We start from the raw sequence: 17274 nt of genomic DNA, 5'->3' as shown, positions 1-17274 counted from the left end.
CTGCCTTCAGGCGAACTCCACCAGCACCTCGTCGGCCGCGACCGGATCGCCGCCCTTGGCGTTGACCGCTTTGACGACGCCGTCCCGTTCGGCGCGGATGATGTTCTGCATCTTCATGGCCTCGAGCACGCAAACGACCTCGCCCTCGCGGACCTGCTGGCCGGCGGCGACGTCCATCGAGACCACCAGGCCCGGCATCGGCGACAGCACCAGCTTCGAGGTGTCGGCCGCCTGCTTCTCGGGCAGCTTGTCGTGCAGGTCGGCGCTACGCGGAGTCAGGACCAGCACCCGCGCCTTGGTGGCGCGGTGGCGGATGTCGAAGCCCTCGGCCGCCGGGGCGACCTGCACCGTGAAGGCCTTGCCGCCCAGGGCCGCCTTGAACACCGGCTTGCCGGGACGCCAGTCGATGTCCGTCAGGGACAGCGTCCGCCCCTCATCGAGCAGCGCGACCGAGACATCGCCCTCGCCGCTCACCTTCACGCGACGCTTGGCGTGGCCGACGGCCACCACCCACTCGGTCCGCGGCGCGCCCGCCAGGCCATTGGCGTAGGAGCGGGCGCGGGCGGCGTAGACCCGCTGCATCGCCGCGCCGGCGGCGGTCAGGATGTCCAGTTGCTCTGGGCTGGGCTGCGTGCCGTGGAAGCCGTCGGGGAACTCGTCCTTGATGTAGTTGGTCGACAGGGCGCCCGAGCGGAACCGCTCCTGGTCCATCACGGCGTTGAGGAACGGGATGTTCTGGCCCAGCCCCTCGATATGGAAGTCCTCCAGCGCCCGGCCCATGCCGTCGACAGCGGCGATGCGCGTCGGCGCCCAGGTGCAGAGCTTGGAGATCATAGGGTCGTAGAACATCGAGATCTCGTCGCCCTCGCGGACGCCGGCGTCGTTGCGGACCTTGTAGCCCCCATGGGGTCCATCTCGCTGTCCCTCGGCCGGCGGGGCGTAGCGGACCAGGCGGCCGATCGACGGCAGGAACTTGCGGTACGGGTCCTCGGCGTAGATGCGGCTCTCGATGGCCCAGCCGTTGATCTTCAGATCGTCCTGGCCGAACGCCATCTTCTCCCCGTAGGCCGAGCGGATCATCTGCTCGACGAGATCGAGGCCCGTGATCAGCTCGGTGACCGGATGCTCGACCTGCAGGCGGGTGTTCATCTCCAGGAAGAAGAAGCTCTTGTCCTGGCCGGCGACGAACTCGACCGTGCCGGCGCTGTCGTAGTTCACCGCCTTGGCCAGGGCGACGGCCTGGGCGCCCATGGCCTGGCGGGTGGCCTCGTCCAGCAGGGGCGACGGGGCTTCCTCGATGACCTTCTGATTGCGGCGCTGGATCGAGCACTCGCGCTCGAACAGGTGGACGACGTTGCCGTGCTTGTCGCCCAGCACCTGGATCTCGATGTGGCGCGGGCTCTCGATGAACTTCTCGATGAAGATCCGGTCGTCGCCGAAGCTGGCCTTGGCCTCGGCGCGGACGGCCGGAAAGCCCTCCTCGACGTCCTTGCGGTTCCAGGCCACGCGGATGCCCTTGCCGCCGCCGCCGGCCGAGGCCTTGATCATCACCGGATAGCCGATCTCCTCGGAGATCTTCACCGCCTCGGCCGTGTCGGCGATCTCGCCGATGTGGCCCGGCACGCAGGAGACGCCGGCGGCAGCTGCGAACTTCTTGCTCTCGATCTTGTCGCCCATGGCCGAGATCGCGCCGGGGTTGGGGCCGATGAACACGATCCCCTCGTCGGCGCAGCGCTGGGCGAAGCCGGCGTTCTCGGACAGGAAGCCGAAGCCCGGGTGCACGGCCTCCGCGCCCGTCCGCTTGCAGGCGGCGATGATCTTGTCGGCGACGAGATAGGACTGAGCGGCCGGCGAGGCGCCGATATGCACGGTTTCGTCGGCCATCTCGACGGCCAGGCTGCCCGCGTCGGCGTCCGAATAGACGACCACCGTCTTGATCCCCAGCCGGCGGCAGGTCTTGATCACCCGCACAGCGATCTCGCCCCGGTTGGCGATCAGGATCTTGGAGAACATTGGCAACTTCCGCCCATTGTTTTTGTGCTTTGCAGCATGGCCTATCAGGCCTTCACGGGTTTGCAAGCATGCCCTTACGGCGCTACACCAGGACCCAGGCATGACACCGGTTACCAAGAGTATGGACCGCGATGTCCGCCATCGGGAGGAGACGGGTCACATGAAGGCGATTTTCCTTGGGTCGGCGTGCGCGCTGATCCTGGCCAACGCGGCCGCCGCGGCTCCGGCTTCCGAGCCGGCGCTGTTGTTCAAGGTTTCCGGCGACAAGGGTCTGGTCGCCGACGTCGCCAAGGGCGACCCGATCCCCAACTTCGCCGACAAAGTCACGCCGATCGCCGACGGCAAGGCCGGCAAGGGCTTCCATGCCGAGGACGACGGCGTCGTCTCGTGGAACGCGCCCGGCAACATCCAGGCCCAGCGCGGGACCCTCTCGTTCTTCTGGCGCTCGGGCTATCCGGTCGGGGTCGCCCCGTTCGTGATCTTCCGCGTTGGCTACGCCGACCACTCCAGCTGGGACATGGCGTTCCTGCGCGTCGACTGGAATGGCCACGGCTTCGACGCGTTCGTGACCGACAACGGCCTGGCTCGCACCCGGGTGTCGTTCAAGGTCGACAAGAACCCGGCCGCCGACGCCTGGACCCACTTGGCCTTCACCTGGGACGAGACGACCGGCGTCCAGCTCTATGTCGACGGCAAGCTGGCGGCCAAGGCGGAGGGCAAGGCGGTCTATGACGCCGGCCTCGACCAGTTCGGCGTCGCCGGCCGTGTCGTCGCGCCGCACCAGGTGCAGAGCCGCTACAACTTCACCCGTGGCGGCGACCTAGACGAGCTGCGCGTCTACGACCGCCCGCTGGCCGCCGACGCGATCGCCGCCCTGGCCCGCAACGAGGCGCCGGCCGCCGCCGCGCCGATCGCCACGCTGGAAGATCCGGCCGTCCACGCCGCCTGGAAGCAGCGCTATGGTTGGAACAAGGATCTTCCGCCCCTCCTGACCGACGCCCAGACCACGATCCGCAAGGTCGAATTCGCGGACGTCAAAGACCTCAAGGAATGGATGTGGAAGGGGACCGACGGCATCCAGGAGACCACCTGGCCCGGCGTCTACAACCGCTCGCGCCTGCCCGGCCGTAACGACTATTTCCAACTGCCGGACTGGAACGTCTATGTCGACGGTGGCAAGGCGCTGACCCTGGCCCTGCCCGACGAGCCGATCAACCGCATCGAGATCCAAGGCCCGGCCTATGGCGATCTCAGCTGGTCCGCCAAGGCCGGCGACAAGGGCGCGAGCGTCGGAACCCGCGCCAAGGATCAGGAACGCACCGTCAGCACCTTGGCCCAACCGCTCAGGGGCGGCGTCCTGACCTTCACCAACGTCGCCCAGGAAACCCCGATCCAGGAGATCTGGGCCTATAACGTGACCGCCGGCGCCGAGCCCAAGGACGCGTTCAAGATGAGCTACACGGTCCGGGCCGACGTGGCGCCGGACTACCTGAACCTGGCCGAGCTCAACGCCTACATCGCCGGCCGGCATCCGGCGGGCGAGCGCGCGACGGTCGTGGCGATCCCGGAAGGCGCGCCCACGCGTCCGCGCCCGGCGACCGACCTGACGGGCTCGCCGGCCACTAGGGGCCTGCCGATCGTCCACGTGCTGATTCCATCGGGCTTCGGCGACGCCCCGGCCGCCAAGCCGCTGGCCCGCAACTGGGCCTACGGCTGGGAGAACGCCCGCGACGGCCTGGACGGCGTGGCGATCGATATCCCCGCCCTGCCCGGCGCGGCCGGAGCGACCATCCCGCTGAACATCCAGGTCAAGGATCCGATCTGGCCGGGCCGTAACATGATCGACGTCAGCGTTTCGGCGAAGGCCGGCGAGGCGCGCACCGTCTGGCTGGACATGCGCGACCGCATCCTCACCGCCGACAGCCTGTACCTGACCATCGCCGCGGATAGCGCGGACTTCGGCCCCAAGGCCCTGGACGGCGCCAAGATCCGCCTGGTGCTAAAGGACCGTGACAAGGCCAAGGCCGAGCACGTCGCCGACCGCCTGAACCAGGTGAAGGACAACTGGGCCTTCCTGGTCGAGGAACACACCACCTCCAAGCGCCAGGGCCTCTATCGCCGCCTGTACGCCGACATCTCCGACCTGCTACGCGTCGACCCCGACAACCAGATTGGCCGGGAGTACTGGGGCGACATCACCTATGGCAGCCAGGGGTGGCCGGCCTTCGACCAGCCCAAGCCCTCTGACAACACGCCGCTGTGGGCCTTCCGCCAGCTCGAGGACCTGAAGCTGGTCGCCAAGTTCGTCGACTGGTGGATCGATGAGCGCCAGGTCGACTTCGGCGACTTCGGCGGCGGCCTGTCCGACGACACCGACCTGCTGCAGCAGTGGCCGGGCCTCGCTTTGATGGGCGTCCAGCCAGACAAGATCACGGCCTCGCTGAACCGCCTGACCGACGCGGTCTACAGGAACGGCATGTTCACCGATGGCCTCTCGACCATCGTGACCGACGAGCTGCACGCCTACGAGGAAGGCATCAACTCCAACTCGGAGGCGATGTACGTCAGCTACGGCGACCCGCTGGCGGTCGAGCGGCTGTTCACCACCGTGAAGGCCCTGCCCCGAGTGATCGACAAGAACCCGGCCGGCCACGTCCACTTCAACACCAACTGGTACAGCGGCAAGATCTCCTACCGCGAAGGTCCGTGGGAGTGGCAGAAGCCGTATTCGTTCGGCGTCACCCATCCGCCGATCCTGATCAGCGACTACAACAACGACCCGACCGCGCGCGGCCTTATCATCGGTCTGGCCGACGGCTATCTGGCCCACGTGGCCAAGGACGGCTCCTACCCCAACGAAATCAACTGGCGCAGCGACGCCGAGCGCGGCGGCACGGTGCTGCAGGGCTCCGGCGCGGACGGTCCGTTCCAGGTGTTCTGGGCGGCCTGGCGCCTGACCGGCGACAAGAAGTACCTGGCCCCGATCAACTGGCGGATGGCCAAGAACGGCATCAAGTCGCTCAGCAGCATCAACGAGAACGCGCTGACGGCCATGAACCTGGGCGAGGCCAACAAGGACGCCATCGTCAAATTGGCGGCCAAGGGCGGGTCCCTGGAGCGCTACGCGGCCTGGAGCCTGACCGGCGACAAGAAATACCTCGAGGCGCTCTACGCCGACGAGATCCAGTTCAACGCCCAGCACATGTACATGCACACCGAAGGCCATTGGTGGTCGGACCGCGTGGAGCTCCCGTCCGACATCCTGCAACGCTCGCGCCTGGGCGGCATCGCCAACAAGCGCAGTCAGATGACGCCGGGCCATACGGTCTCCTGGCGCTTCGACAACGCCGACGGCGCGGACGTGGCGCTGCTGGTCAAGGACGCGACCAAGACCGGCTTCAAGGTCATCGCCTACAACACCACCGACAAGCCGGTGACGGCGACCATGACCGGCTGGAACGTCGCGCCTGGTCAGTGGAGCCTGGTCCAGGGCCTCGACGCCAATGGCGACGACGCGATCGACGGCGCGGGCGAGACCCGCGCCTTGCCGTTCGAACGCAGCCTGGGGACCAAGGTCACCCTGGCTCCGCGCCAGACCACGGTCATCGACATGAAGCTAACCAAGGCCGGCGACGATCCGGCCAAGCGCGCCGATCTCGGCGTCGGGCGTGGCGATGTCTCGGTGAAGGGCTCGGCAGTCACCGCCAAGGTCCACAGCCTGGGCGCCCAGGACGCGACGGCGGCCAAGCTGGAACTGGTCGACGCCTCGGGCAAGGTGGTGGATGGCGCCGCCATTCCGGCCCTCAAGGCGCCGGTCGACTTGTCGCCGAAGATCGCTACCGTGAAGCTGAAGATCCCGGCCGGCACGAAGGCTTCGGGCCTGCGGGTCCGCATCGCCTCCACCCAGCCCCAGAACACCGCCCTGAACGACGAGGTCGTCTTGCCATGAGAAAGCCGCTTGCTCTGATCGCTGCTGGTCTCCTGATGGCCGGCGGTTCGGCCCTGGCCCAGACGACGGCTCCGGCCGCGGCGCCGGCGCCGCAGCCGCCCTACTCGGCCCACATCGTCACCCTGGCCGAGGCCAAGACCGTGGTCGCGGCCGCCGAGGCCGAGGCGCGCAAGAACGGCTGGACCATGGTCATGGTCGTGCTGGAGCCCAATGGCCAGCCGGTGATGTCCCAGAAGATGGACGGCACGCAGTACGGCTCGAACGAGGTGGCGCTGAAGAAGGCCCAGACCGCGGCCAACTTCCGCCGGCCGTCGTCCTACTTCCAGGAGGCGGTGAAGGCCGGGACGCTGAATTCGATCTTCACCGGCGCGACGGCGGTCGAAGGCGGCGAACTGCTGCTGGTCGACGGCAAGATCATCGGCGCGATCGGCGTCTCGGGCGGCTCCGGCGCCCAGGACGGCCAGGTGGCGCGCGCGGGGGCCGCGGCGCTCAAGTAGCCGCGAACTCGCGGGCGAACATCGCCTCGTAGCCCGCGATCATGTCCTCCGCCTCGGGCGCGACCAGACGCGCGACAGCGGCGGCGAAGGTCACCGGGGCCAGGCCCGAGGCGCTGACCAGCTCGCCGTCGGTCACCGCCCTGGCGCTGTCGACATAGTGGTCCGCGCCGGCGTAGCCGGGGACAACGCCCTCCAGCCAGTCCTTGCCGTTCGAGGTGTGCTTGCGCCCCTCGAACAATCCGGCGTGAGCCAGGGCGGTTGTGCCGGCGCAAATACCGGCCACGATCTTGCCGTCGGCGAAGGCCTGGCGGATCAGCGCCGTGATCGCCGGGTTCTCGCCCTTGGACCATTCGTCGCTGCCGATCAGGATATAGACGTCGGCGTCGCTGAGCACCGGATCGTCGAAGCGATAGTCCGCCGCGGCCAGCACGCCGCCGATCGAGGTCTCCGGATCGCCGGTCGGGGTGGCGATCTCGATCTGGACTTTCAGATGCTCGCGCAGCAGGACCAGCACGCCACCGGCCTCCCAATCGGCCCAGCCCGGCTGCAAAAAGGCGACGGCGACGGTCATTGGGATCTCCCAGTTCACTACCGGATCAACGCGCGAGCGCTTACATTGGCGTTCATGACAGACGCAGCCATCCTTTCAACCGTCGGTTTCGACCTCACGCCGCCGACGGAAGCCGAACGCGAACGCCTGGAGGCCGACCTGACGGCCGAAGAGGCGCGCGTCCTTCTGCACCATGGCACCGAGGCTCCGTTCTGCGGCGGCCTGCTAGGCGAGAAGAGCCCGGGCGTCTATGCCTGCCGTCTCTGCGGCCTGCCGTTGTTTAAGCACGAGACCAAGTTCGAAAGCGGCACCGGCTGGCCCAGCTTCTACGCCCCGTTCGCCGAGGACCATGTGGTCGGCATCCGCGACGACTCCTACGGCATGGTCCGCATCGAGACCCGCTGCGCCCGCTGCGACAGCCACCAGGGCCACGTCTTCCCGGACGGCCCGGCCCCGACGCGGCTGCGCTACTGCATCAATTCGGTGTCGCTGCAGTTCGTGAAGGCCGGCGATCCCCTGCCCGACCCGCTGCATCGCGGCGATCGGATCGGATAGGTTCCGATCTAGATTCCCGGTTTCGCCTCAGCTTTTCTGAATTCCTATCCAGTTGATATGAATTGAGCGCCGCGGCGGGACCGGGTCTATCTGCGGCTCGACGGCCTGACGCCCTGAGAGCACGATGACCCCCGCCCCCTTCTTCTCCGAAGTCCGTCGCCGCGATCGTGACGATCCGCCGATCCTGATCGTGCCGGGCCTCTACAATTCCGGGCCCGACCACTGGCAGAGCCACTGGGAGCGTGAGTTGCCGCGCGCAGAGCGGGTCGACCAGCAGGACTGGGAACGCCCCCTGCTGGGCGACTGGATGATCAGCCTGGCCGAGACGGTGCGCCAGCGGCCTGGCGCGGTCCTGGTGGCGCACAGCCTGGGCTGCGCCCTGGTCGCCCACTTCGCCCAGGTGACGGGCGGACGTGGGGTCGGCGGCGCCATGCTGGTGGCGCCGGCCGATGTCAATCGCGAGGGCCCGGCTGGCCGCCTGCTGGTCGGCTTCTCGCCGATTCCCCGTCAGCGCCTACCCTTCCCCAGCCTGGTCGTGGCCAGCCGCGACGATCCCTATGTCGAGATCGCGCGGGCCGAAGCTTTCGCGCGCGGCTGGGGTTCGGAATTCGTCGATCTGGGTCGCGCCGGCCACATCAACGTCGAGTCCGGCCACGGGGCCTGGATGAAAGGCCGCGCCTTGCTGCGCGGCCTGATCGACCGGGTCGAGACGACCCGTCGCCTCTAGAGGGCGGTATCCAGGGCGACCGGGGCCCAGGCCTCCAGGTCGGCCAGCAGCTTTTGAGCATGGGTTCGGACCATGTCGACGGCGTCCGCGCCCAGTTGCAAGCGCAGCGGCGTGACGTCGGCCGCCAGGGCCTTGGCGACGGCCGGGGCGACCTTGGCCGGATCACCGGGCTGGTTGTCGTGCATCGCATGGGCGAAGTCGCGGGTCGCCCCCACCGTCTCGGCATAGGCGTCCAGGGCGGGCATGTGCCGCATCGCCCCGCCGGCCAGATTGGTGCGGAACGAGCCCGGCTCGACGATCAGCACCTTGACCCCGAACGGCGCCATCTCGGCGACCAGGGCCTCGGAGACCCCCTCCAGCGCGAACTTGCTGGCGCTGTAGGCGCCGAAGCCCGGCAGCGACAGCTGGCCGCCCAGGCTGGAGATATTGACGATCGCGCCCGAGCGTTGGGCCCGGAAGGTGGGCAGGGTCGCCTGGATCACCGCTACCGCGCCGAAGAAGTTGGTCTCCATCTGGGCGCGCAGCTCGTTCATCGGCGTCTCTTCGACCGCCCCGACGACGCCGAAACCGGCGTTGTTGATCAGTACGTCGATGCGGCCGAAGCGATCTAGCGTCGCCTTGACGGCGGCTTCCGCGTCGCCGGCCTTGGTGACGTCGAGGGGCTGGGCGAGCACCTGATCGGGGGCCTTGGCGGCGATGGCGGCCAGCTTGTCGAGGCTACGGGCGGTCACGACGACCTTGTGCCCCTGGGCGATGGCGTAGCGGGCGAACGCCTCGCCGAAACCGCTGGACGCGCCGGTGACGAACCACACTTGCTGAGACATGTCCGTTCTCCTTCGAACCGTAGAGCGCCGCAGCGCCGTTGTTCGAAAGATGCATCGAGACAATCAGAACGATAATTGGGATCATATCGCTTAGATTATGCGATATGATCGCACAATGGATCGCGACCTCCTGCTTCATCTGCCCGTCGTCGCCTGCGTGGCGCGTCGCAAGAGCTTCGCCGCGGCCGCGGCTGAGCTTGACCTCAGCGCCTCGGCGGTCAGCCACGCCGTGCGCATGGTCGAGGAGCGCCTGAAGACGCCGATCTTCGCCCGCACCACTCGCAGCGTCGCTGTGACCGAGGCCGGCCAGCGGTTCCTCGACCAGACGGCCCCGGCGCTCGACCAGATCCGCGAGGCGTTCGAGGCCGCCCAGGCCCAGCGCGGTCGCGTGACCGGCACGCTCAAGATCAACGCCCCGCGGATCGCCTTCCCAATCGTGCTGACCGATCTGCTGGCCGCCTCGGCGATTCGCCATCCGCATCTCACGGTGGAGGTCGTCAGCGAGGACGCCTCGATCGATATCGTCGCGCAGGGCTACGATGCGGGCGTGCGCCTGGGAGAGATGATCGCCGAGGACATGGTCGCCGTCCGTCTGACCCCGCCGCTGAAGGTGATCATGGTTGCCTCCCCGACCTATCTGGCCCGCGCCGGCGAGCCCCGGACCATCGCCGACCTGCAGAGCCACGCCTGCATCGGTTACCGTCAGCTGGCCTCCGGCGCCGCCTACGCCTGGGAGTTGCTGGATCAGGGCCGCGACGTCTCGATCTCGGTCAGCGGCCCGGCGCGGGTCACGGATCCGCTGGCGGCCTTGGAGCTCGCCGTCGCCGGCGTCGGGATCGCTTACATGTTCGAGCACACCGCCCGCCGCGCCCTCGCCTCGGGCCAGGTCCGTCAGGTGCTGCCGGCCACCGCGATCGAGGAGCCCGGCCTCTTCCTGTACTTCCCGCGCCGCGCGGCCGAGGCCCCGAAGCTGCGGGCATTCATCGACCTGGCCCGCGCGCGGCTGGCTAGCCAAGTCTCGACTTGAGGCCAGGTGTCGACTTGAGGAAAGAGTTGGTGCGGGCGGTCGGGGTCGAACCGACACTCCTTTCGGAACCGGATTTTGAGTCCGGCGCGTCTACCAGTTTCACCACGCCCGCAGGCTTCGCTTGCGCGAAGGGTGGTCTTCCTAGCAGGCGTCGCCGGCGAATTCCAGTCTCGCGACCACGGGTTTAGCATCCGTCCACACGGAGATTCTCGATGCCCAAGCCTGGCCCTCGCAATCTGATCACCGACGTCCCTGGCCTGTTGGTCGGCTGCGTGGAGGACGAGGCGGTTCGCACCGGCGTCACGGTCGTGTTGTGCCCCGAGGCCTGGACGGCCGCCGTCGACGTGCGTGGCGGCGGACCGGCGGTGCGCGAGACCGACACCCTGCGCCCCGAGAACAGCTTCTCCAAGGCCCACGCCATCTGCTTCTCCGGCGGCTCGGTGTTCGGTCTAGGCGCGGCCGACGGCGTGGCGACGGCGCTGTCGGCCCGCGACGTGGGTCTGCGGATCGCGGAGGGTACGCCGGCCATTCCGATCGTGCCGGCGGCGGCGCTGCACGACCTAGGCAATGGCGGCGACAAGGCCTGGGGACTATCACCGCCCTATCGCGAACTGGGCATGAAGGCTGTCGAGGCCGCTGGCGAGGACTTCGCGCTGGGCTCGGTCGGCGCCGGTCGCGGTGCGATGGCCGGCGTGCGCAAAGGCGGCCTGGGCTCGGCATCGCTGGACCTGGGCGATGGGCTGATCGTCGCGGCGCTGGTGGCGGCCAATCCGGTCGGCTCGCCCTACATGCCCGACGGCGAGACCTTCTGGGCCTGGCCGTTCGAGATCGACGGCGAGTTCGGCGGCGGGCGACCGGGCGCGATGCCGACCGCAATCGAGCCGATTCCCGATGATTCCAAGCTGGCCGCGCGACTGAAGGCCGGCGCCAACACCACCTTGGCCGTCGTCGCGACCACCGCCGATCTCACCACCGCCGAGGCCCAGCGCACGGCGATGATGGCCCATGACGGCATGGCCCGCGCGGTGCGCCCCTCGCACACCCCGTTCGATGGCGATGTCGTCTTCGCCCTGGCCTCGGGTGCGACGCCGCTAGGCGACGGCCCCATGCGCGGCGTCATTCGCGCCCGTATCGGCGCGGCGGCCGCCGATTGCCTGGCGCGCGCGATCGCCCGCGCGGTCCACCAGGCTAGGGAGGACTGATCGTCTCGCCGCCTGTCAGCTGAATGGCGGCGTGTTCGAGGTGATCCAGCAAGCGCTTGAACATCGCCACCTCGCTGGGGGCCAGGCCCGCCAGCAGGGTCGCCTCATAGGCCAGGGCCAGCGGCGCGATCTCGGCGTACAGGCGCCGACCGGCGGCCGTCAGCTCCAGGGTGTGAGAGCGGCGGTCCGAGCGCACCGTGGTGCGGGCCACCAGCCGGCGGACCACCAGCTCCTGCGCCGCTCGGCTCACCCGGACCTTGTCCATGGCCGTGCGAGTGACGGCGGTGTGCGGAGTCAGGTTGCCCTCGGCCAGCACCGACATCAGCCGCCACTGCGGGATGGTCAGGCCGAAACGATCCTCGTAGGCGCGGGCGATCAGCCGGCTGACCGCCGCCGAAGCGGTGGCCAGACGATAGGGGACGTAGTCCGCCAGGCTGACGCCGGTTTCAGGCGCTTCGGACGCGCCAGGGGTGATCGGAGAGACCGTCGCGGTCATGCCCTTCCTTTCGTCCTCCCAGGCGTGGCCGCCTTCAAGGAGGAGCGGCCTTCGCCAGTCCGTCTCGCGCCTGTCGGGCCTTGGCGTTGCGGCCCCCGCGCTCTGTCTTGGTGTGAGCGCTCCGCGCCGCTGGCTCAACGCCTCGACGAGTTCGCTCGAACGAACGGTCAGTTTCGCACGCCGCTTGGGCAGCGAATAGTCGTCTCGCCTTCCTGAACGGCGTTCTTATGCCCCCAGACGTATCTGGAGACGATCAATCGAACTCCGAAACTCGCAGTTTCAGCTTCGGCAGCGGCTTGGTCTCGGTCAGGACCTTCTGGCAGTCCTCGATCTCGCGCAGGCAGTTGGGACGGTTCCAGAAGTCCGAGAACTCGGCCACCGCCAGACGCAGCTGCTGCATGTATTCCTTGTGATCCAAGGACTTAGGCGCTTCGTCCTTGTGGCCGTGGTCCTCGTGGCCGTGCGGATCGGGCTTTTGCGGATGGGCGATCACCACCGTCTGGGGCGCGAGAATCGTCAGATTGCGGGTCAGGACGCCGACCTCGGCGCCGCCGTGGTCCTTGGACTCACCGTGGCCATTCGAATCGTGGCCTTGGCCGCCGTGGGCCTTATCCTGGTCCTTGCCATGCCCGTGGCCGCCATGGCCGCCTTGCTTGTCGTCCTTCTTCTCTTCGGGCGGATCGCCTTTCATGGCCTTGGCCAGGTGTTCGAAGGCCTTGGCCGACGGACCGCCGAACGCCAGCACCGGGCCGATACGCAAGCGAACTTCGTCGATCAGGTCCTGAGCCTTGACCACCAGCTCGCCGGAATGGGCGCTGCTGGCCGACACGCACTTGGCCTTCACCGCCTCGTGGATGATCCTGGGCGCCTCGCCGCGCTTCTCGCCTCTGTCGCCGCGACCGGTCAGGCGGCCCGCGAAGAAGGCCAGGGCCGCGATCGCGAGGCCCGCCAGGATCAACAGGAACACCAGGGTCGGATCGAACACCGGCACCGGCTGATCGACCGGAAATTCAGACTGGTACACGGCGGTCCCCCTTGGCCCCACACGCCACGCGTCGATAGCGTCGACCATGGTTAACGCAACAGCGTTATCGATGCACGGCCAAGCTGCTCAAGACGGGCGAGAAATGACGCTCGTGACCTTGGCGCCGCTGTCGTAGCGCGACGGCCCGCCATAGACGGTGACCTCGCAGAGAATGTCGCCGCCCTCTTCCGAGGCCCAGATATAGTTGCGCTCCACCTCGACATAGCGACCGGCCGGTGAGATGCCCTCGAAGGTGTCACCCCACGGGACGACCCCCTTCAGGTCCTGCCAGCGCAGGGTCACGGCGCGCGAAAGCTCGTCGCGCGCCATCGCCTCGAGGTCGGAATCGCTCACGCGCCCTAAGCTTCGGCCGTGTCGCGGAAATAGGCCTCGACGTCGCCCTGCAGCTTGATGGTCATCGGGTTGCCCTTGCGATCCAGCGTCTTGCCGGCGGCCACCCGCACCCAGCGCTCGCTGATGCAGTATTCCTCGACATTGGTCTTCTCGACGCCCTTGAAGCGGATGCCGATGCCGCGCTCCAGCAGATCGGCGTTGTAGTGCGGGCTGTCGGGATTGACGGACAGGCGGTCGGGAGGCGTATCGCTCATGGTCTTCAGCTTTCGTCTGGGCCGCGCGGCCCCATGTCTTGGCCGGCGGTCATAGCCACGAAACGCGGAAACGCCAACTCCGGGCGACTCGCCACCCTTTTCCGATCGGTCCTGCTGGCCTTCCTTGACCGGGCGGCGGCCGTGGTTCGGCGCGCGGGCGGGAAGACGCGCGCCGACATCCTTGCGGACAAGCTCGCTCTCCCCTGCTAGCAACGCGCAACACGTTCCTCGGAGTCCGCATGCTGCGTCGCCTCTACGACTGGGTCATGGGCCTGGCCGCTTCCCGTCACGCTCCGCTGAGCCTGTTCGCCGTTTCGTTCGCCGAGAGCTCGTTCTTTCCGATCCCGCCGGACGTGATGCTGGCGCCGATGTGTCTGGCCAAGCCGGAGAAGGCCTGGCGCTACGCCCTGATCTGCACGATCGCCTCGGTTCTGGGCGGCTGCCTGGGCTATGCGATCGGCTTCTTCCTGCGCGATTTCGGCCTGTGGATGATGGCCGCGACCGGCCACGCCGGCGGTCTCGAGCAGTTCCAGTGCTGGTATGGCAAATACGGCGTCTGGGTAATCCTGGCCAAGGGCCTAACCCCGATCCCCTACAAGCTGGTGACCATCGCCTCGGGCCTGGCCGCGTTCAGCTTCCCGATCTTCATCGCCGCCTCGGCCGTGACGCGGGCCGCGCGCTTCTTCCTGGTGGCCTTCATCATCAAGAAGTTCGGGCCGGCGCTGCTGCCGGTCGTCGAGCGTCGCTTGGCGCTGTTCGCCGGAATTTTGATCGCGCTCCTTGTTATCGGCCTGACCGCCAGCCACTTCATCGGTGGGGGCGGACATGGTGGAGCTTGCGCCGCATGACGACGACTGAACATTCCAAGGCCGAGGGGTTTATCGGCCGGGTCTATGACCTCGTCACGCGCCACTGGCCGCTGGTCGCGTTCCTGTCCAGCGCCCTAATGCTGGCCATCGCCCACGGCTTCGAGACATTCGGCCACCTCGCGCCCTGCCACCTGTGTCTGAAGGCGCGCGAAGTCTACTGGGTCGCCGGAGCGGTCGGCCTGGTCGGCTTCGGCCTTCAGCACACGCCGCTGGCGAGCCGCCTGCGCGCGCCGGTCAACCTGCTGCTGGCCGCGATCTTCCTGTATGGCGCGGGCTTGGCCGTGTTCCATGCCGGCGTCGAGTGGAAGTGGTGGCCGGGTCCGACCACCTGCACGGGCGCGGGGGTCGCCAGCGCGACCGACCTGTCGGCCATGCTGAACGGCACGATGAAGATCAAGCCGCCGATGTGCGACAAGGCCGCCTGGGTGTTCCTGGGCTTGTCGATGGCCGGCTGGAATGCGCTAGTTTCGCTGAAGCTGGCCGTCTGGTCAGTCCTGGCGGGCCTGCGTAAGTCGGAGACGCTCCGATGACCAAGCCGGTTCCGCCCCGTCCCGGCCAGGGCGCCGTGCGCGCCCGCCTCGCCGAGATCCTGCGTGTGGACCAGGCCGGCGAGCTGGCGGCCGTCCACATCTATCGCGGCCAGGCCGCGGTGATGCGCGCCAGCCCCGGCCGCGAGCGCATCGCCAACCAGCTGCAGGAGATGGAAGGCCACGAACAGGTCCATCTGAGCCGCTTCAACGAACTGCTGACCGAGCGCAACGTCCGTCCGACCCTGATGTCGCCGGTCTGGCGCGCCGCGGCCTTCGCGCTCGGCGCCGGCACCGCTCTGCTGGGCGACAAAGCCGCCCACGCCTGCACCGAGGCGGTCGAGAACGTGATCGAGCAGCACTATGCCGGTCAGATCGAGGAGCTGAAGGGCCGCGATCCGGCCCTTGCCGCCGAGCTGACCCAGTTCCGCGACGACGAGCTGGCGCATCGCGACCTCGCCATCGAGGAAGGCGCCCACGAGGCGACCGCCTATCCGCTGCTGACGGCCGTGATCCAGGCCGGCTGCCGCGCGGCCATCAAGATCAGCGAGAAGATCTGACGCCAGAGCTTGGCGGCCGCCTCGCGCGGGCCTACCGATACCCCCCAACAAGACCGTGTTGGGGGAGTCGCTCCTTGTCGTTCCGTACCCTCGCCGCCTGCGCGGCGTCGTTGCTCGCCCTTTCCACGGGGTTCCTGGCCACGGCCCAGGCCGCCGAGCCGCTCAAGACCAGCGACCTGTCGCTCAGCACTGGTGGCCCGATGCCCGTCGAGCAGCAGGCCCTGGGCTTCGACCACGCCGATCTGACGTTCAAGATCCTGCCCGACAAGAAGGCGATCGAGGGCCAGGCCGCCCTGACCTTCTCGGCCAAGGCCCCGCTGGACAAGCTGGTCCTGGACTTCGACCGTGTCTTCACGATCCGCAAGCTGGCCATCGACGGCAAGGCGCTGAAACCCTCGGCCTGGAGCAATCCCGAGGGCCGGATGACGATCACGCTTCCGAAGAGGATCGCCAAGGGCAAACAGGTCACCGTGGTCGTGACCTATGACGGCGTTCCGCTGGAGGCCAAGCGCGCGCCGTGGGACGGCGGCTTCGTCTGGAGCAAGGCCCCGACCGGCGAGCCCTGGATCGCCACCGCCGTCCAGGGCGATGGCTGCGACATCTTCTGGCCGTGCATCGACTATCCGACCGGCGAGCCGAAGCTGGTCGACCTGCACATCACCGTTCCCGCCCCGCTGGTCGCGCCCGCCAACGGCGTGTTCCTGGGCATGACCGAGAAGGACGGCTGGCGCACCTACAACTGGCGGGCCAAGACCCCCAACACCTACGCCATCGCCCTCGATGTCGGCCCCTATGAGGAACTGACCGCCAGCTACAAGAGCCGCTTCGGCGACAGCTTCCCGATGTCGTTCTGGTACTTGAAAGGCAATGCCGACAAGGCCAAGGGCCTGTTCGCCGAGTTCGCGCCGATGCTGGACTTCTACGAACAGATGATCGGCCCCTACCCGTTCCGCGACGAGAAGATGGGCGTGGTCGAGACCCCGCACCTGGGCATGGAGCACCAGACCATCAACGCCTACGGCAACAAGTACGCCAAGGAGGCCTACGGCTTTGACTGGCTGCTGCAGCACGAGTTCGCCCACGAATGGTTCGGCAATCAGCTGACCGATGTCGACAACGACGACATGTGGCTGCATGAGGGCTACGGCAGCTACATGCAGCCGCTGATGTCGCAATGGCTGCATGGCGACATGGAGTACATGGCGCGCCTCAACCAGATGCGGGTCGACACCAAGAATCGCTTCCCGATCGTCTCCGGCAAGCAGTTGAAGGAAGACGAGGTCTACAACGCCGACCGCGGTCCGGGGAACGACATCTACTTCAAGGCGGCCAACGTCCTGCACACCCTGCGGACGCTGATCGGCGACGAGGCGTTCTTCAGGATCACCCGCATCGCCGTCTACGGCCGCGACGATCCCAAGCCGGGCAATTTCACGCCCCGCTATCTGGGCACCAAGGACTTCATCAAGATCGTCAACCAGGTGACCGGCAAGGACTACGGCTGGTTCTTCGACGTCTATCTCTACGAGGCCCAGCAGCCGGAGTTACTCCAGGCGCGCGAAGGCGGCGATCTCGTGCTGCGCTGGAAGACGCCCAAGGACAAACCGTTCCCGATGCCGATCGAGGTGAAGGTTGGCGACAAGGTCGTCACCGCGTCGATGGCCGACGGAACGGGTCTCGTGGCCGTGGGCGCCACCGTCCCGGTGATCGTCGACCCCGCCTCGAAGGTCCTGCGTCGCCAGCCGTATCTGGAAGACTTCCAGGCTTGGAAGAAGGCCAAGGACGACGCCGCCAAGGCCGAAGCCGAGGCCAAGAAAAAGGCCGAGGCGGAGAAGAAGTGACCGCG

17 protein-coding genes and 1 tRNA gene are annotated in these 17274 nt (G+C 67.8%); 10 read left to right on the top strand and 8 right to left on the bottom strand.

Annotated elements, in window-relative coordinates; genetic code table 11:
* Nucleotides 1–6: 6 nt before the first annotated feature.
* Nucleotides 7–2013, bottom strand: coding sequence for an acetyl-CoA carboxylase biotin carboxylase subunit (locus ABIC66_RS15230; RefSeq protein WP_354071120.1), 2007 nt, complete (start codon nucleotides 2011–2013; stop codon nucleotides 7–9).
* A 22-nt stretch (nucleotides 2014–2035) separates the two neighbouring features.
* Between ABIC66_RS15230 and ABIC66_RS15225 the strand changes: the two genes are divergently transcribed.
* Nucleotides 2036–5962, top strand: coding sequence for a LamG-like jellyroll fold domain-containing protein (locus ABIC66_RS15225; RefSeq protein ID WP_354071291.1), 3927 nt, complete (start codon nucleotides 2036–2038; stop codon nucleotides 5960–5962).
* On the top strand, nucleotides 5959–6459 hold the full coding sequence (locus tag ABIC66_RS15220; protein WP_354071119.1) for a GlcG/HbpS family heme-binding protein: 501 nt from the start codon (nucleotides 5959–5961) through the stop codon (nucleotides 6457–6459). The genes ABIC66_RS15225 and ABIC66_RS15220 overlap by 4 nt, the downstream gene beginning before the upstream one ends.
* Here the strand turns inward: ABIC66_RS15220 and ABIC66_RS15215 are convergent.
* Nucleotides 6452–7030, bottom strand: a complete 579-nt coding sequence (locus tag ABIC66_RS15215; protein ID WP_354071118.1) for a type 1 glutamine amidotransferase family protein — start codon at nucleotides 7028–7030, stop codon at nucleotides 6452–6454. The two genes, ABIC66_RS15220 and ABIC66_RS15215, sit on opposite strands and share 8 nt — an antisense overlap.
* 54 nt (nucleotides 7031–7084) lie before the next feature.
* Here ABIC66_RS15215 and msrB point away from each other — a divergent pair, with 54 nt between their 5' ends.
* Together msrB and ABIC66_RS15205 are read left to right on the top strand one after the other, a co-directional pair.
* On the top strand, nucleotides 7085–7564 hold the full coding sequence (msrB, locus tag ABIC66_RS15210) for a peptide-methionine (R)-S-oxide reductase MsrB (RefSeq protein ID WP_354071117.1): 480 nt from the start codon (nucleotides 7085–7087) through the stop codon (nucleotides 7562–7564).
* A 124-nt stretch (nucleotides 7565–7688) separates the two neighbouring features.
* Nucleotides 7689–8291 carry an alpha/beta hydrolase gene (locus tag ABIC66_RS15205; RefSeq protein ID WP_354071116.1) on the top strand — a complete coding sequence of 201 codons (603 nt, stop codon included), beginning with the start codon at nucleotides 7689–7691 and terminating at the stop codon, nucleotides 8289–8291.
* Here ABIC66_RS15205 and ABIC66_RS15200 read toward each other — a convergent pair.
* Entirely contained in the window at nucleotides 8288–9115 is an 828-nt protein-coding gene (locus tag ABIC66_RS15200; RefSeq protein ID WP_354071115.1) for an oxidoreductase, read from the bottom strand. The two genes, ABIC66_RS15205 and ABIC66_RS15200, sit on opposite strands and share 4 nt — an antisense overlap.
* 115 nt (nucleotides 9116–9230) lie before the next feature.
* On the opposite strand from ABIC66_RS15200, the gene ABIC66_RS15195 reads away from it, so the two are divergent.
* Nucleotides 9231–10142 (top strand): LysR substrate-binding domain-containing protein, encoded by a 912-nt coding sequence (locus tag ABIC66_RS15195; protein ID WP_354071114.1) that lies wholly within the window; start codon nucleotides 9231–9233, stop codon nucleotides 10140–10142.
* 27 nt (nucleotides 10143–10169) lie between these two features.
* On the opposite strand, the gene ABIC66_RS15190 is transcribed toward ABIC66_RS15195, so the two are convergent.
* Nucleotides 10170–10254, bottom strand: a tRNA-Leu gene (locus tag ABIC66_RS15190).
* Between the two features lie 100 nt (nucleotides 10255–10354).
* On the opposite strand from ABIC66_RS15190, the gene ABIC66_RS15185 reads away from it, so the two are divergent.
* Nucleotides 10355–11344 carry a P1 family peptidase gene (locus ABIC66_RS15185; RefSeq protein WP_354071113.1) on the top strand — a complete coding sequence of 330 codons (990 nt, stop codon included), beginning with the start codon at nucleotides 10355–10357 and terminating at the stop codon, nucleotides 11342–11344.
* On the opposite strand, the gene ABIC66_RS15180 is transcribed toward ABIC66_RS15185, so the two are convergent.
* From ABIC66_RS15180 to ABIC66_RS15165, 4 genes are all read right to left on the bottom strand, one after another.
* Nucleotides 11331–11840: a MarR family winged helix-turn-helix transcriptional regulator gene (locus tag ABIC66_RS15180; RefSeq protein ID WP_354071112.1), complete on the bottom strand. Its 510-nt coding sequence runs from the start codon at nucleotides 11838–11840 to the stop codon at nucleotides 11331–11333. The genes ABIC66_RS15185 and ABIC66_RS15180 overlap by 14 nt on opposite strands.
* Nucleotides 11841–12093: 253 nt before the next feature.
* Nucleotides 12094–12864 (bottom strand): hypothetical protein, encoded by a 771-nt coding sequence (locus tag ABIC66_RS15175; RefSeq protein ID WP_354071111.1) that lies wholly within the window; start codon nucleotides 12862–12864, stop codon nucleotides 12094–12096.
* Nucleotides 12865–12951: 87 nt separating this feature from the next.
* A complete protein-coding gene (locus ABIC66_RS15170) occupies nucleotides 12952–13194 on the bottom strand; it encodes a hypothetical protein (RefSeq protein WP_354071290.1) in 243 nt (80 codons plus the stop codon).
* 29 nt (nucleotides 13195–13223) lie between these two features.
* Nucleotides 13224–13472 carry a DUF3297 family protein gene (locus tag ABIC66_RS15165; protein WP_354071110.1) on the bottom strand — a complete coding sequence of 83 codons (249 nt, stop codon included), beginning with the start codon at nucleotides 13470–13472 and terminating at the stop codon, nucleotides 13224–13226.
* A gap of 239 nt (nucleotides 13473–13711) precedes the next feature.
* Here ABIC66_RS15165 and ABIC66_RS15160 point away from each other — a divergent pair, with 239 nt between their 5' ends.
* From ABIC66_RS15160 to ABIC66_RS15145, 4 genes are all read left to right on the top strand, one after another.
* Complete coding sequence (locus tag ABIC66_RS15160) at nucleotides 13712–14320, top strand: YqaA family protein (RefSeq protein WP_354071109.1); 609 nt, start codon at nucleotides 13712–13714, stop codon at nucleotides 14318–14320.
* Nucleotides 14317–14871, top strand: a complete 555-nt coding sequence (locus ABIC66_RS15155; protein ID WP_354071108.1) for a disulfide bond formation protein B — start codon at nucleotides 14317–14319, stop codon at nucleotides 14869–14871. Before ABIC66_RS15160 ends, ABIC66_RS15155 begins: the two co-directional genes overlap by 4 nt.
* A complete protein-coding gene (locus ABIC66_RS15150; RefSeq protein WP_354071107.1) occupies nucleotides 14868–15428 on the top strand; it encodes a demethoxyubiquinone hydroxylase family protein in 561 nt (186 codons plus the stop codon). The genes ABIC66_RS15155 and ABIC66_RS15150 overlap by 4 nt, the downstream gene beginning before the upstream one ends.
* Before the next feature lie 74 nt (nucleotides 15429–15502).
* Nucleotides 15503–17269: a M1 family metallopeptidase gene (locus ABIC66_RS15145; protein WP_354071106.1), complete on the top strand. Its 1767-nt coding sequence runs from the start codon at nucleotides 15503–15505 to the stop codon at nucleotides 17267–17269.
* Nucleotides 17270–17274 lie beyond the last annotated feature (5 nt).

Source organism: Caulobacter sp. 1776 (genome assembly GCF_040545685.1).
Classification (GTDB): Bacteria; Pseudomonadota; Alphaproteobacteria; order Caulobacterales; family Caulobacteraceae; genus Caulobacter.
This window is presented reverse-complemented; position numbering and strand designations above follow the sequence as displayed.